The 15,030-nt window shown below is 66.0% G+C and carries 15 protein-coding genes; 7 read left to right on the top strand and 8 right to left on the bottom strand.

Annotated features, from left to right (window positions below; all coding sequences use genetic code 11):
* Positions 1-4: 4 nt before the first annotated feature.
* Positions 5-151: a hypothetical protein gene (locus tag SD72_RS17655; protein ID WP_157000440.1), complete on the bottom strand. Its 147-nt coding sequence runs from the start codon at positions 149-151 to the stop codon at positions 5-7.
* Entirely contained in the window at positions 148-792 is a 645-nt protein-coding gene (locus tag SD72_RS03655) for a DsbA family oxidoreductase (RefSeq protein WP_042543071.1), read from the bottom strand. The genes SD72_RS17655 and SD72_RS03655 overlap by 4 nt, the downstream gene beginning before the upstream one ends.
* A gap of 118 nt (positions 793-910) precedes the next feature.
* Here SD72_RS03655 and SD72_RS03650 point away from each other — a divergent pair, with 118 nt between their 5' ends.
* Both SD72_RS03650 and rmuC read left to right on the top strand, forming a co-directional pair.
* Entirely contained in the window at positions 911-1,393 is a 483-nt protein-coding gene (locus tag SD72_RS03650) for a MarR family winged helix-turn-helix transcriptional regulator (protein WP_157000439.1), read from the top strand.
* A 141-nt stretch (positions 1,394-1,534) separates the two neighbouring features.
* A complete protein-coding gene (gene rmuC, locus SD72_RS03645; RefSeq protein WP_042543069.1) occupies positions 1,535-2,770 on the top strand; it encodes a DNA recombination protein RmuC in 1,236 nt (411 codons plus the stop codon).
* Positions 2,771-2,791: 21 nt separating this feature from the next.
* On the opposite strand, the gene SD72_RS03640 is transcribed toward rmuC, so the two are convergent.
* Genes SD72_RS03640 through SD72_RS03630 form a run of 3 tightly spaced genes read right to left on the bottom strand, consistent with a single transcriptional unit; the run spans position 2,792 to position 6,709 of the window.
* Entirely contained in the window at positions 2,792-4,375 is a 1,584-nt protein-coding gene (locus SD72_RS03640) for a class I adenylate-forming enzyme family protein (protein WP_052492440.1), read from the bottom strand.
* Complete coding sequence (locus SD72_RS03635; RefSeq protein ID WP_042543068.1) at positions 4,372-5,130, bottom strand: enoyl-CoA hydratase/isomerase family protein; 759 nt, start codon at positions 5,128-5,130, stop codon at positions 4,372-4,374. The genes SD72_RS03640 and SD72_RS03635 overlap by 4 nt, the downstream gene beginning before the upstream one ends.
* A 46-nt stretch (positions 5,131-5,176) precedes the next feature.
* A complete protein-coding gene (locus SD72_RS03630) occupies positions 5,177-6,709 on the bottom strand; it encodes a sodium/proline symporter (protein ID WP_042543067.1) in 1,533 nt (510 codons plus the stop codon).
* A gap of 167 nt (positions 6,710-6,876) precedes the next feature.
* On the opposite strand from SD72_RS03630, the gene SD72_RS03625 reads away from it, so the two are divergent.
* On the top strand, positions 6,877-7,785 hold the full coding sequence (locus SD72_RS03625) for a LysR family transcriptional regulator (protein WP_042543066.1): 909 nt from the start codon (positions 6,877-6,879) through the stop codon (positions 7,783-7,785).
* A 31-nt stretch (positions 7,786-7,816) separates the two neighbouring features.
* Here SD72_RS03625 and SD72_RS03620 read toward each other — a convergent pair whose 3' ends face one another.
* The 3 genes from SD72_RS03620 to glpX all read right to left on the bottom strand — a co-directional run bounded on the left by SD72_RS03620 (position 7,817) and on the right by glpX (position 9,733).
* Positions 7,817-8,107: a putative quinol monooxygenase gene (locus tag SD72_RS03620; protein WP_042543065.1), complete on the bottom strand. Its 291-nt coding sequence runs from the start codon at positions 8,105-8,107 to the stop codon at positions 7,817-7,819.
* Positions 8,108-8,266: 159 nt separating this feature from the next.
* Positions 8,267-8,722: a DUF3995 domain-containing protein gene (locus SD72_RS03615; RefSeq protein WP_042543064.1), complete on the bottom strand. Its 456-nt coding sequence runs from the start codon at positions 8,720-8,722 to the stop codon at positions 8,267-8,269.
* Positions 8,723-8,749: 27 nt separating this feature from the next.
* On the bottom strand, positions 8,750-9,733 hold the full coding sequence (glpX, locus tag SD72_RS03610) for a class II fructose-bisphosphatase (RefSeq protein ID WP_157000438.1): 984 nt from the start codon (positions 9,731-9,733) through the stop codon (positions 8,750-8,752).
* A gap of 140 nt (positions 9,734-9,873) precedes the next feature.
* Between glpX and fbaA the strand changes: the two genes are divergently transcribed.
* The 4 genes from fbaA to SD72_RS03590 all read left to right on the top strand — a co-directional run bounded on the left by fbaA (position 9,874) and on the right by SD72_RS03590 (position 15,024).
* The gene (gene fbaA, locus SD72_RS03605; protein WP_042543062.1) at positions 9,874-10,902 is read left to right on the top strand and encodes a class II fructose-bisphosphate aldolase; all 1,029 of its coding nucleotides are present in this window, start codon (positions 9,874-9,876) and stop codon (positions 10,900-10,902) included.
* The gene (locus SD72_RS03600) at positions 10,902-11,831 is read left to right on the top strand and encodes a DUF6264 family protein (protein ID WP_042543061.1); all 930 of its coding nucleotides are present in this window, start codon (positions 10,902-10,904) and stop codon (positions 11,829-11,831) included. The genes fbaA and SD72_RS03600 overlap by 1 nt, the downstream gene beginning before the upstream one ends.
* Positions 11,832-12,034: 203 nt before the next feature.
* On the top strand, positions 12,035-13,468 hold the full coding sequence (locus SD72_RS03595; RefSeq protein WP_084766745.1) for an MFS transporter: 1,434 nt from the start codon (positions 12,035-12,037) through the stop codon (positions 13,466-13,468).
* Entirely contained in the window at positions 13,465-15,024 is a 1,560-nt protein-coding gene (locus tag SD72_RS03590) for a pyridoxal phosphate-dependent decarboxylase family protein (protein WP_042543060.1), read from the top strand. The genes SD72_RS03595 and SD72_RS03590 overlap by 4 nt, the downstream gene beginning before the upstream one ends.
* Positions 15,025-15,030 lie beyond the last annotated feature (6 nt).

Raw genomic sequence — 15,030 nt, 5'->3', positions numbered from 1 at the left:
GTGATTACTCCTGATTGGTGGTGGGGTTGGATTCGGCGGGCTGGTACTGCGGCAGGGCGCAGCCGTCGACGCCGCACATATCATCGGCGGGTGCGCCGATCATCGTGAGCGTGGAAGGTTCGGGTGTTGGTGCCTGGGCCGATGCGCTCATGCCTGCACTCCTTCGTTCCACGCCCGCTCAAGGGCGGCGGTGATCACCGACACCGGCTGGGCGCCGGCGACGGCATACTTGTTGTCGATCACAAGGAACGGCACTCCGTTGGCGCCAAACGACACCAGCTGTTGGTGCTCCGCGACCACACGATCGCGGTAGGTCCGAGCTTCGAGTGCAGTGCGCGCCGCCACGGGATCGAGTCCAAGCGGAGCAGCGAAGGCAGTGAGATCAGCGATGGACCACAGCGGCGCACGAACTGCAAAGTGAGACTCAAGCATGAGATCCCAGGCCGCATTGTGGTCACCGTGTTCACTCGCAAATGCCAAGAACTCGTGCGCCAGCGTGGTGTTTCCGATGGTGTTGTCGGAGACGTGATACTCGTCAATCCCATCGCTCGCAGCAACTCGCTCCACCTGCCCTGCGGCCTGCCTCATCTGGGCCTGCGTCATGCCAAGCGTTGCGAAATACTCACCGAAGGACAACGAGGTCCCCTCTTCGGCGCTGTCGAGCAACCTAAACGAGTGGTGCACGAGCGTCACCTGATCCGCGTGTTCGAAGGCAGCGATCGCCTGTTTGACTCTGCGGTTCGCGATCCCGCACCACGAGCAGACTACGTCCGCCCACATATCGACTTGCATTGCCAACTCCATCCAGTAGCCCGGCCGAACAGGACGGGAGATACACACACTACCGGATCATCCGAGTTCGGATCAAATACTTTCGGATGATCCGGATTGAGTGCTGTAGACTGACAGCGTGCTACCTCAAATGGACCCCGAATCGGACGCGGTAAAGCCGTGTGCCACAATCGATGATCCAGTGACAGCCGACCTCACATGGCTCATGCAACGAGCAACGCGAGTGCTCAGCGACGACTTTGACGAGTTGGCGCGCAATGAAGGGCTATCCGATCTTCGCGACTGCCTCGTCTTGGCCGTCGTTGGCGACGGCGCCGAACGAACTCAGCTCGAGATTTCTCGCTCGCTCGGGATCGACAAGACCACGCTGGTAGCGATCCTCGATCGGCTCGAGAAACAGGGGCTCTTGACGCGCGAGCACCTCCTCACTGATAGAAGGGTTCGAATTCCCTCGATCACTCCGACTGGCACTGCGGTGCTCGACAGAGTGATGGAAGCGCGGGATCGCGCGGTTGCCGACAGGCTCAACGCGCTGCCCGCTGACGAGGGCGCCGTGCTACGAACGGCGCTGTGGCGGATCGCAACCGCTGCTTCCTCCTAACGCACGTCTCCGTCACGCTACCCAGCAGTCCGAAGGCACCACGCCGCGAGACCTAGCGCCCGCGACGCCATGGTGCGCCGCTTGGCGGGGCTTAACCGTGGCCCAGCCGCAAATGTCTGTGGCTCCTGACACCATAGATACATGACCATTCCCGCCCTCGCACTCACCGCGATCATTCTTGCCGCCCTTGCAGTCGGCGCCCTGGTCGGCGCGTTCGTCACGTCCAGGCGATCCGGGCGGCTGCGCGAGGAGCTCGCGGTCGCCGAGACTCGGGCCCAGGGGCTCAACGAGCGGCTGCGCGACGCTCAGGCAAACACCGAACGGCGCATCGAGCTCGACCGCGAAGAGCAGCGTGTGCTGCAACAGCTCACTCCCCTGCGCGACACCCTTGGCAAGCTCGAGCGCACCGTTGTCGGCATTGAGCAGCAGCGGGCGGTGCAACACGGCGAACTTGCAGAACAGCTCAGGCAGGCGGCGCGGGCAGAGGAGAAGCTCCGCGGGACTGCGGAGAGTCTCGCCTCAGCGCTGCGCTCGAACAACACCCGCGGCATTTGGGGCGAGACCCAGCTCAAGCGCATCATCGAGGCTTCCGGCATGCTCGAGCACGTCGACTTCGAGGTGCAGCAGCACATTGCGACCGCGACCGGTGCCGTGCGGCCAGACATGGTCGTGAAGCTGCCGGGCGGCAAGTCCATCGCGATCGATGCGAAGGTGCCGTTCGACGCGTACCTTGAGGCACAGCACCTCGCCACCCAGCGACCAGTCGACGGGGACCCCGACCGCGGTGTCAGGCAGCAGGAGCTACTCGCTCGGCACGCGCGGGCGCTCCGCGATCACGTCATCGAGCTCAGCAGCCGCGACTACGCTGACGCGCTCGGAGACTCCCCCGAGTTCGTGATCGCCTTCGTCCCGAGCGAGTCGCTGCTCTCCGCAGCGCTCGACACCGACCCCGTGCTCCTCGAGTTCGCGTTCGAGCGCCGGGTCGCGCTCGCATCGCCCGTGAGTCTGTGGGCGATCCTCAAGTCGGTCGCCTTCAGCTGGCGCCAGGACACCCTCACGAGCGAGGCGCGGACACTCTTCGACCTCGGCCGCGAACTCCACAAGCGGCTCGGAGTGAGCGCGACGCACCTCGACAAGCTCGGACGCACGCTCTCCCGCAGTGTGCAGGGCTACAACGCCTACGTCGGCTCGCTCGAACGCCAGGTGCTGCCGACCGCGCGCAAGATCAGCGCGCTCAACGGCGACGCGCTCGAAAGCCCGCCGGTGCAACTCGAGGACGCGGTGCGCCCGCTCACCGCCCCCGAACTCACGCCAGACCTGTGGTCTTCCCCTGAGCCGGAGACCCAACGGCCGAGCGATCCCTCGCTCGGCCGTTGACGCGCGCCCACGGCGTTCGGGTCACCGTGCTCGGTCGGTGGCACCCTCAAGCGTGTGCGACAGCTTGTGCTTCGCGACGCGCTGACTCGGGGTGAGTGGCATTGCTTCCACGCGCCGCGCGTAGCGCGGGACTTGGAATTTCGCCAGCCGCGCGGCACCCCATTCGAGGATCTCTTGCGGAGTAGCTGAGGCGCCAGCGTCAACCGTGTAGCAGAGCACCATCTCTTGCTCACCCACAGCTGCGTCGACCCCGATCACCGCGCACCGGTCAATCGCAGGGTGCAGGCCAAAGACGCTCTCAATCTGCCATGCAGAAATGTTCTCCCCGCGGACCCGGATACTGTCGCTCGCGCGGCCCCTGAAGTGCAACCTTCCTGCTGCGTCGAGGGACCCCAGATCGCCGGTGCAGAACCACTCACCGTCACGAATCTTGGCGGACGCCTCCGCGTTCCCGAGATACCCGGGAGTGACGATTCCCCCGATGCGCCCGCGCACCACGATCTCGCCGACGCTGCCTGGCGCTGTGCTTGTCTGGCTCGTTCCTGCGTGTGGCCGGATCGCCACCTCGACCCACGGGAGTGGCACACCGACGCCACCCTCCTGGTCGTCAGCGTTCACCGTGATGATGCTTGAGGCTTCGGTCATCCCGTAGCACTCGTGCAGCGCGAATGAGTAACGCTCACGGCAGGCCGTCTGTACCTCGGGCGTCGCCCCGGCGCCCCACGCAACCCGCACTCGGTTGTCCCGCTCGGCGGGGTCAACCGGGAGCTGGAGCAATATCTGCAATACGCCCCCCAGGTAGTGAATGTGGGTCGCGTCGTATGCCTGGACGTCGTTCCAGAAGCGTGAAGCACTGAACCTTGGCACGAGCGCGAGAGAGACCTCCGCGAAGAGCGGGAGGAATACGACCTGCGCGCCGCCGATGTGGAACAGCGGCTCCCACACAAAAAACACGTCGCCAGCGATCGGTGCCGACACCTCGAGCGCGCCAAGCACCGCGGCGCGGAGCATCGCCTCAGTGACGAGTGCCCCCTTCGGCGGGCCCGTCGTGCCTGACGTGTACATGAGCAGGCACGCCCCAGCACGCTCATCAGGTTCCTGCTGCAACCGATGCGCGCCGGCCAGCACAACGAAGCACACCTGTTGCGAGAGCGCCCCGGGAAAATCTGCGACGCTGCCAGCGTCCCGAACCACGGGGTCCTGCGTCAGAGCTGCCGCCGGGTCCGCGACGATGTGCGTTGCGCCCGAGTCCTCGAGCTGGTGCGCAAGCGGCGCACCAATGAGTTGCGTGTTGAGCGGGATCCACAGCGCCCCGAGCTCGAGTAGGGCAAAGATCGAGACCACATGGTCAGCCCCGACCGGGAGTGACAGCGCGACACGCGAGTCCGCTGTCACTCCGCGGGCGCGGAGCTGATCCGCCATGTGCTGGACCCGGCGGAGTAGCTCGGCGGCCGTGACGGGGGCGCCAGCATCCTTCAGGTAGACCCGGTCGGGCTCCCGAGAGGCGAGCGCCCGCAGGGCATCAGGCAGTGCCGGACCGTGTACGAACGCTGCCGCGCGGGCGACGGCGTCGCTGCTGCCGTCAGCCCGTTCCGCTGCCGTCAATTGCTCTTCTTCGCAACGAAGCTGTGTGCGGTGCGCTGCGGTTCGCCGTCACCGTAGGCCTGCTTGTCGGCTTCCAGCGCGGCCGCAAACGCCTCGGTGAGCCCGGGCATGAGAGTCGCGCGGACGCGCTGCTTCGTCAACGCGAAAGCCTGCTTCGGAAGGTTCGCGAGGCTGCGCGCGAGTTCGACGCTGCGCGACAGCACCTGATCTTCCGGCACGACCTCCGCAATCATGCCGAGCGCTGCCGCTGCCTCGGCGGTGAGCAGCTCGCCGGTGAGCATCATTTCGGCGGTCTTGCTGTATCCGACGGACTGCCAGGTCAGGTACATGCCGGTGATGCTCGGAATTCCAGACTTCACTTCGGGCTGGCCGATGCGCACCCCTGCGTGCGCGATCCGCACGTCACAGAGCAGCGACAGCTGGTAGCCCGACCCCGCTGTCACGCCGTTCAGCGCGGCAATCACGGGCTTCGAGTTGGAGAGCACGGCGTCGTACACCTCGTAGAACGTGTCGAGCCACTCCCCGACATCTGAGGCAGTGAAATCGGCGACCTCGTTCAGGTCTTGCCCAGCGCAGAACGCGCGATCCCCCGCCCCGGTGAGGACGATCGCCTCAACCTCGGGATCACGATCGAGTTCATCGAGCTTCACCTTCATGTCGCGCTGCATCGCCTGAGTCCAGGCGTTCATCGCAGCCGGGTTGTTGATGGTGAGGATAGCGATGCCGTCGTTCTTCGCGATATCGAGCTGGGCCATGGAATCTCCTTTGTGATGAGTGAATGAGGGGGTCAAACGAACGTGGTTACGGCGATACGACCGGTGTCTTTCCGGTCAGCGTGTCGAATGCCGCGCCGACCGGGGCCCGCTGCTTCGGGCCAAACGCACTGCCGAGCCAGAGGGCGAGGAGACCTGCGAGGAATCCCGGCACAAGCTCATACAGGCCGATCGTGTCGAACTCGCGGTAGAGAATGACGGTCAGCCCGCCAGCGATGATGCTGAGCATTACCCCGAACCAGGTCGCCTTCTTCGAATACAGGGCGGCGAGGATGGCGGGGCCGAACGCTGCGCCGAACCCGGCCCATGCGTACCCGACGAGGTCAAGGATCGATCCGCCCTGGAGCGCGACGAACAGGCCGACGCCTGCGCACAGCAAGACGCCCAGTCGACTCATCCAGACGAGCGTCTTCGCCGGCGCATCTTTGTTGATGAATGCGCGGTAGAAGTCTTCGGTGAGGGTCGCCGACGCGACAACGAGCTGCGAATCGGCAGTACTCATCACCGCCGAGAGCACCCCTGCGAGGAAGATGCCCGCGACCCAACTTGGGAAGAGTTCTCCAACGAGGAGCATGTAGGCGTCCTCGGGGTTTTCGAGCCCTGGGCCGAAGAGTGCGATCGCTGCGAAACCGATAATGCCTGCTGAGCCGAGCAGCGTGATCGACAGCACGATGCCGATGCGGGCGCCGCCACGGGCAGACTTCGCGGAACGCATGCCCATGAACCTTGCGAGGATGTGTGGCGAGCCGAAGTAGCCAACGGCCCAGGCGAGCGCCGAGATGATCGCGACGAACGGCACCGAACTCGTCGTCATCCAGCTGTCGCCGACCAGTTCGACACCCTTGAACGGGTTGAGGAGGTCGGGGTTGTGATCCGTCACCGCAGCGAAGAACCCACCGGGGCCTCCGAGCCGAATCACCGCCGCGATCGAGATCGCAACAAGGCTGCCAAACATCAGGAAGCCCTGGACGAGGTCCGTGTAGCTGCTGGCCAGGTATCCGCCGAGCGACGAGTAGACGGTGACGACAATCGCCCCGACGATGGTTCCGACAAGGATCGTCGAACCGAAAATCTGCGAGAAGATCACGCCGGTCGCGATGAAGGCAGAGCCGAGGTAGATGATGTAGAAGACGATGATGAAGATCGCTGTCACTGAGCGAAGTGAATTGCTGTGGAAGCGGTTGGCGAAGAAGCCAGGCAGCGTTACCGACTCGTTCGTATCGGTGGCGTCGCGCCAGTCGTTCAGTCGCTCCGAGTAGGTGCGGAGCCGCGCGGCGAGGAAGCGCCAGCTGAGGTAGAAGCCGGCGGTGAGGCCGATGATCATCCAGACGTTGCGCATACCGCTGATGTAAAACGCGCCGGGCAATCCGAAGAACACCCACTGGCTGGAGTCCGTCGCCTTCGCGCTTACCGCGGTAACAAAGGTTCCAAGCGTGCGGCCTCCGATCGCGAAGTCACCCATGGTGTTGTTTCGCTTATAGGCCCAGATTCCGATTGCGAGCACTGCGGCGAGATACACCACAAACACAATCACTGTGGACGGGTTCACGTCAGTAGACATTTGAAAAACTCCTTTGTTCCTCAAGCCAGAGGTTCGGTGCACTGCAACTAGCATTAACGTTATCGAGGACTCAGACCCCGAAATTACGGCTAGAGCGACACTTTTCTGGGCTATGCATTAATATCACTTACGAACCGCAACGATGCGAACGAGGAGGTTCTCTTCAGATGCCGATCGACGTCAGAACGCTGTCCACGCTGCGCGAGGTCATGCGCCACGGCTCCTTTGCCGCAGCAGCGCGGGAACTCGGGTACACCGCCTCCGCTCTCTCGCAGCAGATCTCCGGGCTCGAACGTTCGTTGGGTATTCAACTCTTCGAGCGCGAGGCCAAGCGCATTGTGCCAACGGAGGCTGCCGAGTACCTCGTCCAACGCTCCGCAGAGCTGTTCGCGCTGCTCCGCCAGATCGACCTCGACGTTGGCAGGCTCGGCGCAGGCCAGGCGGGCCGCCTCCGCATCGGAAGCTTTCACAGTGCGGGCGGCAGGCTGCTCGGGAAAGCCATCGCACAATTCTTGGTGCGGCGACGAGACACCGAGATCACCCTCGACGAGGGCGAACCGCACGAGCTGTTTCCGAAGGTCGCCGACGGCTCAATCGACATTGCGCTTGGCTTCGAATACGAGCTCGTCCCCGCGTCTTTTCCTCCCGGCCTGCGGCTTGAAGAGGTAGCGACCGAGGACTTGCTGATCGTGGCTCCAGCAAAGCATCGCCTGAGCGCGAAACAGAGCGTGCACCTAGCTGAGCTGCGTGATGAGACCTGGGCAGCACATCTCTCCGATACGCCGGCGAACCGGTGCCTCCACACGTTCACGGCAACAGCTGGGTTTACGCCCGAAGTGGCGTTTCACAGCAACAATCCCGGCACCATCCTCGGCCTTGTCGATTCAGGTCTCGCGATCGCCCTCATGCCGCGGATATCGCTGCAGGGGCGGAGCGAGGCGGTAGCGGTGCTCAAGCTCGTCGACCCACCGCCAAGCCGACGCATCATCGCGGCGCTTCGGGAGAGCGATACCAGCCCGCTGTCGGAGGCGTTCCTCCACGCGCTGCGGACGAGCGCGCAACTGGTCACAGCCTGACGGGCTGCCCTGCACCTACCAAAGACCCTCGCTAGGCAAACGCGGGTCGCATCTGAATGTACGTGTCAGCTGAGCGTTGGAACGCATCGATCTGCGGGACGAGACGCCTGAAGTGTTCCGTCTCGCAGTGTGCGTCGAGGGCCGCGCGATCGGGCCAGGTCTCCAGGAAGATAAAGTGCCCTGGATCCTCGCGATCGATGCACAGCTCGTAGTCGATGTTCAGCGGCTCGAGGCGTGTGAGCTCGACAAGCTCCCGGTAGAGCGGCATCACGAGGTCAATGGCGTCGAGGCGAATGAAGTCCTGGGCGATGACTTTGAGCATGCTCCCCACGCTACCCCAACCGCAAACGGTGCCCGGCGCGGGCTGAGGCCGGGCAAGGCCGCCAGGCTGGGCTGAGGCCGGGCCGGACAAGGCCAGGCCCCGCTGACGCGCGCTCCGAAGGGAGCTCCCTCGCATCGGCGCGGGGAGCCGCCTCCCGGGCTACGCCGAAAGCTTCCGCGCGCGCTTCTTCTTGTCCTTGGCGCCGATGAGCATCGCCGCGCCGAGCACGCCAAACAGTGGCCGGTAGTAGCGTCGGTCGAGCTCCTCGAACTGCTTTCCCGGCTCGGGCAGACCGAGCACCTTCAGCGCAGCGCCTCCGCCGAAAGCGGCGCGCGCGATGAACGTGAGCCCGGCGATCCGCCTGACACCCACGATGAACTTGCCCTCTCCAAGGCCGCCAGCGGCAACCGCGCCGCCGGCAAAGGCGGCACCAGAGATGATTGCGGTCGTCTGACTGTCCGGCAGCTGCTTGGAGTTTCCGATGACCGCGTCACCGAGGCGCTTGTGGTTTCGTTCCGGCCACGGAGAGCCTGCCGCCCAGACCGCGTGAAGCGCTCCGGCTGCTGTCAGTCCAGTCCACGCGACCAGACGCGCAGTACGTGTCATGAAACCCATGTGAAACTCCTCACTGCTGTGCCGGGATTAGTCCCAGCGGTTCGGATCCATATCGCTAATGATGTGGCGGATCGTGCCCGAGTGCGAGCGCATGACGATGCTCTCAGCGCGGACGAACGGCCCGCGCCGCTCCACACCGGATACGAAGTCTGCGTCGGTGATGCCGGTCGCCACGAAGTAGCAGTTGTCGCTCGATACGAGATCGTTTGCCTCGAGCACGCGGTCGAAATCGTGTCCCGCGGCGAGGGCGCGCTCGCGCTCCTCGGCGTCCTGCGACCAAAGGCGACCCTGGATAACGCCGCCGAGAGCCTTCACTGCGCACGCGGTGATGATGCCCTCTGGCGTGCCACCGATGCCGACACACAGGTCGATGCCGGAGTCCCAGCGAGCAGCGTTCACGCCGCCTGCGACGTCGCCGTCCATGATGAGGCGCGTGCCAGCGCCGGCCTCGCGAATGTCTGAGATGAGCTGGTCGTGGCGCGGGCGATCGAGCACGGCGACGCGAATGTCAGAGACGTCAACGCCCTTCACCTTCGCGAGTGCGCGAATGTTTTCGCCAATGGGCTTACGAATGTCGACGACGCCGACGCCCTCGGGCCCCGCGACGAGCTTGTCCATGTAGAACACAGCAGAGGGGTCGTACATGCTGCCGCGATCCGCAACCGCGATCACCGACAGCGCGCCGGGGCGACCCTCAGCGGTCAGGCGGGTGCCGTCGATCGGATCCACCGCGACGTCGCAGTCAGCGCCGAGGCCGTTGCCTACGCGCTCGCCGTTGTACAGCCAGGGCGCATCATCCTTCTCGCCCTCACCAATGACGACGGTGCCGTTCATGTTCACGGTTGCGAGGAAGCGTCGCATCGCGTCAACGGCAGCGCCGTCAGCCGCGTTCTTGTCGCCGCGGCCAATCCACGGAGTAGAACGCATTGCTGCAGCTTCGGTCGCGCGGACAAGCTCCATCGCGAGGTTCCGGTCGGGCTGCCACTCGTCGAGCGAAAGAGGATCAGTCATACCCATAAGACTACCGCGTAGACTGGGGGTCGCAGTGCGGCTCGGTGACGGTTCGTGGAACCCAGCGGCGGCACTGCCAAGACTCACCGTTCGTTGCCGTTCATACAGCGCGCAACCACCACAGACTCCAAGGAGCACACATGCCAGTCGCAACTCCGGAACAGTACGCAGCGATGCTTGACGCCGCCAAGGCTGGTGGATTCGCGTTCCCCGCTGTCAACGTCTCGAGTTCACAGACCATCAACTCCGCGATCCAGGGCTTCGCTGAGGCTGGCTCCGACGGGATTATTCAGGTGAGCTTCGGCGGCGCCGACTACCTCGCCGGGCACACCGTCAAGAACCGTGCCGGCGGCGCGATTGCCTTCGCGAAGTACGCGGAGGAGGTCGCGAAAGCATACGACGTCACCGTTGCGCTGCACACGGATCACTGCCCGAAGCAGCACCTTGAGAGCTTTGTATTGCCGCTGGTCGCCGCGAGCGAGGAGCGCGTGCGCGAAGGCGGTCTGCCCTACTTCCAGTCACACATGTGGGACGGTTCGGCCGTGCCGCTGGCGGAAAACCTTGACATCGCGAAGGAACTGCTCCCCCGCCTCGCGGCCATCGACGTGATTCTCGAGGTCGAGATCGGCATCGTTGGCGGCGAAGAAGATGGCATCAGCCACGAAATCAACGACAGCCTGTACTCAACAGTCGAGGACGGCATCGCGACGGTTGAGGCGCTTGGCCTCGGCGATCAGGGCCGCTACCTCACCGCGCTCACCTTCGGCAACGTCCACGGCGTCTACAAGCCCGGTGGAGTGAAGCTGCGCCCGGAACTGCTCGCGGTCATCCAGGACGGCCTGCAGGCGAAGTACGGCACGGGCAAGAACCCCCTCGACCTTGTCTTCCACGGCGGGTCGGGATCGTCTGCCGAGGAGATTGCCGAGGCGGTGCGTAACGGCGTGATCAAGATGAACATCGACACGGACACGCAGTACGCTTTCACGCGCCCCGTCGTCGACTACATGCTCAAGAACTACGACGAGATCCTCAAGATCGACGGCGAGGTCGGCAACAAGAAGGTGTACGACCCGCGCGCTTGGGGCAAGGTTGCTGAGAGCGGCATGGCTGCCCGCATTGCGCTCGCTGCCGAGCAACTCGGCTCCGCCGGGAAGTCGGTGAGCGCCTAGTGGCTGCGACACCCGGCGAAACGCCCGAGCAGCCAACGACGCCCGAGCAGCCAACGGATTCGGAACAGCCCGCGGCTGCCCCGGGGGCGCCGCAGCCAGCGAGCGAGGAGCACCCGGCGCCGGTCGACCCCGCAGCGCAGGAATCGTCAACGCTACCCCTGCCCGCCCAGGAGACTGCGCAGGCGGCCAAGCCGGACACGCGCCCTCGTCCTGAGTACGGTGAGTACGCGCCTGAGGGCTGGGAGTGGAAGCCCGAGGGCGAGGAGTCCCCGGCAACCCCAGCAGCGCAGGGCTCGGGAGTCCGCCAGGGCGGCGCAGCCGTTGGGGCAGCGTCACCCAACGTCCAGGGAGTTCCGCACAATCTCGGCGCTGACCTGCCTCGGCCGTCCCGCAAGGGGGCTTCGCAGGGTGGCAGCGGCGCACCCTATCGGGCCGCAGCGCCAGCCGCAGCGTCCGCAGTCCAGGCGCAGCAGGGCCAGGCGCAGCAGGGTGGGGCTCCTGCCCTGCAGCAGAAGCCAGCGAACACGGCTGATCGAGTCATCACCATCCTGCTGCTCGTCTTCGGTGCTGCAGGGGCGCTGTATTCGATGCTCGCGCTCGTTGGCCTGAAGTCGATGTTCACGGTGCTGGAAGACGCCCCGGGGGTGACGACGCTCACGCCTCCGGGCTGGCTCGACCTCACGGGCAAGCTCGCCGGCTTGGCGCTCATGCTGATGTATGTGTTGGTGCTCGTGTTCTCACTGCGCAGGCTTCGCGCCAGAAAGATCGCGTTTTGGGCGCCGCTCGCTGCGGGCATTGTTGCGTTCATCACCGTCGTGGTGATCGTTTCCGCTGCGATGCTCCAGACCCCGGAGCTCATGACCATCATGCAGGATCCAGAGGCCTCAACGAAGCTACTGAAGTATTTGCAGGGTGCACCCGGGGCGTAACCCCGAATACCCCCGCGGTCGCGCCGCCTGGCTTCCCTGCCAGGCGGCGCGACGCATTTCCGCGGCGACCGCCGGGCACCACCAGCGGTCACCCGCGCCCACCAGCGGTCACTCGCGCCCACCAGCGCCCATCATCCCCGCCCACGCTCACCCACGCCCACCAGCAGCCCGCCGCGATCCTCCGAGTCGGCTACGATAAGCCCATGAGTTCACCGCCGAGTTCTGAGCCTGCCGCCGTGCCCTCCCTTCCGGGGAGCCAACGGGCGGAGACCGCAGCCGCACTCCCCGCCAGCACCGTCGCCCGCTACGCCGCAGGCTCACTCGCGACCGGTGGATTCGCAACCCTTCCGGGACTCGTGCTGGTCTACTACCTCACCGATTCGCTCGGGGTGACCGCGCTCGCTGCCGGGCTCATCGTGACGCTCGCGAAGATCTGGGACGTGCTCATCGACCCCATCATCGGCGGCCTGAGCGACCGCACCCTCGCCCGCACCGGCACGCGGCGAGGTCCCATGCTCATCGGCGCCATCGGGTTGCCGATCACGTTCGTGCTCATGTTCTCCGTGCCGCCAGGCCTCTCCCCGGCGGCGGCAGCAACGTGGGTGCTCATTGCGTTCGTCGCCGCCGCGACGTTCTTCAGCATGTTCCAGATTCCATACATCTCGCTCCCGGCTGAGCTCACCGACGGCTACAAGGAGCGCACCAGGCTACTCACCTGGCGGGTTGTCGTGCTCACCGTTGCGATCCTTCTCTTCGGCGCAGGCGGCCCAGAGATCCGCGATCTGTTCCCCACAAATCCGCTGCTCGGTTACCTCCTGATGGCGATCGTGGCGGCCGGAGTCATCGGGGTGAGTTTGTGGATCGGGTCGTCCGTTGCGCCGCGCGGCATCCCGATCGCCACGGCGTCCTCCGGCAGGCGAGCACTCTCCCTCACCCACTACCGCGAGGGCCTGCGGGTACTGCGCGACAGCCAGCCCTTCCGCGCACTGCTCGCGACGTTCATGCTGCAGGGCCTCGCAACCGGGCTCATGCTCGCTGGCGCACAGTACGTTGCGACGTGGGTGTTGCGTGAGCAGGGAGCCGTCACGATCCTGTTCGTCTCGCTCATCGCCCCTGCGCTGCTCTTCGCCCCCGTGTGGCGGTGGATCGCGGATCGCTTCGGCAAAGTGCGCACGTTCCGCATCGCGAGCCTCGTGTTCCTCGTCGCAACGATCGCGCTCATAGGGATGCTCATGTGGCCTGGGATGTGGATCCTTGGGCCCGTCGCGGTTGCGGGCGCAGCCTACGCCGGCATGCAGACCATGCCGATGGCGATGCTCCCCGACGTGATGGGCCACGACGCGGCCACCACGGGCGACCCCGAGGGGCGCGCAGGAGTGTTCGGCGGGGTGTGGACCGCCGGTGAGACCGCTGGAATGGCCCTCGGTTCCACTACTCTCGCCCTCGTGCTCGCCGCGACTGGGTACATCGAATCGGTGGCATCAGTGACGGTCACCCAGCCTGCGACCGCCGTATCTGGCATCGCGCTCGCGTTCAGCCTGTTCCCCGCACTGCTCATGCTCGCGAGTCTCGCGACCCTCCGCGGCTACCGGCTGGGCGAAAACGATGTTGAGGCCGCAGCGGGGAGGCGCGCGTGAGCACGGCTGCGACGGCGTCTCCGTTTGCCGGGCCTGCGGCCACTGAGATCCTCGCCGCCCTCGCTGAGCTGCGCGCGGGCGACGCCCCGACACACGGCGGGCGCGTACTCTCCTACGTCTACGACTCAGGCCTCGCGGAGCTCGACGAGCTCGCGCGCGACGCCGCCGAGCTCACACGCCCCCTCAACGCGCTCGACCCGACCACGTTTCCGTCGGTTGCTGCGATGGAGCGCGAACTCATCGCTTTCATGCGCAAGGCGCTCAACGGCTCGGCGACGAAGCTCGGCGGCGGGCCCGTCGTTGGCAGCGTCACGAGCGGCGGCACCGAGAGCTGCCTGCTCGCGGTGAAGACAGCGAGGGATCTCTGGCGGGCGGAGCACCCCGAGCTCGCCGCACAGCTCGCCCGGGCAGGCAAGCGGCCGCGGCTCGTGACGGCGGCGACGGCGCACGCCGCCTTCCAGAAGGCGGCGCGGCTCTTCGACCTCGACTGGGATCCGGTGCCGTGCGAGGCGGATGGATCGGTGCGGGCCGCGGCCTTCGAGCAGCGGCTCGGGGCAGACGTCGCCCTCGTCGTGGTCTCCGCGCCCGCCTACCCGACGGGAGCGATCGACCCCATCGCGCAGGTCGCTGGCGCGGCGAAAGAGTTCGGGCTGTCCTGCCATGTTGACGCCTGCTTCGGCGGCCTCGTGCTGCCCTGGTGGCCTGCGGTTGACCCGTGGGACTTCCGCGTCGCCGGCGTCACGAGCATCTCTGCTGACCTACACAAGTTCGGGTACGCACCAAAGGGCGTCTCCGTGCTCCTGCACCGCGGCCGCAGGCGGCACCGCGCGCAGTTCTTCGCGACGACGAGCTGGCCGGGCTACCCCGTCGTGAACCCGACGCTGCTCGGTTCGAAGCCCGCCTCACCCCTCGCCGCAGCGTGGGCGATCACGAAGCGGCTCGGCGACGGCGGCTACGCAAGGCTCACCGCGTCGTGCGTTCGCTCCGCGGACACCATCATCCGAGAAACCTCGACGATTCGCGGGTTGAACGTGTGGGGCGCACCCACCGGGCCGTCGGTCGCGCTCGTCACCGACACGGGCCTCCCCGAGGCCGACCAGGTTGATCCGCACCACCTCGCCGACGAGCTTGCGCGATCGGGCTTCCGGATCCAGCACCAGCCGGGTTTCACGCAGGCAAACGGCGTGCGACTCCCCCACACCGCGCACCTCACGATCACCCCAGTGACCGAGCAGACGCTCCCCGAGCTCGTTCCCGCGCTCAAGGCCGCCGCGGACGCGGTGCGCGGGAAGCCGCGCGCGAACCCGCGCATCGAGTACGGCGCGCTCCAGGCGCTCGGCTACGCCCCGAAGCGCGAGGGCGGCCCCTTCCGCGTGCCGTCGCCGGATATGGCGTGGCGGATCCTGAAGATTGCCGGGGCCGGGGGCAGCGCGGGCGGCAAGGGGTCCTCGCTGCCCGGCAGGCTCGCGCCGCTCATGGCGCTCGCCGAGAAGCTGCCAGCTCCGGTCGCCGAGGCGATCCTCAGCGAGTTGCTCGCGCGGGTGAGTGAGCCGTAAGCGCAG

This window comes from Leucobacter komagatae (assembly GCF_000834055.1).
Classification (GTDB): Bacteria; Actinomycetota; Actinomycetes; order Actinomycetales; family Microbacteriaceae; genus Leucobacter; species Leucobacter komagatae_A.
This window is presented reverse-complemented; position numbering and strand designations above follow the sequence as displayed.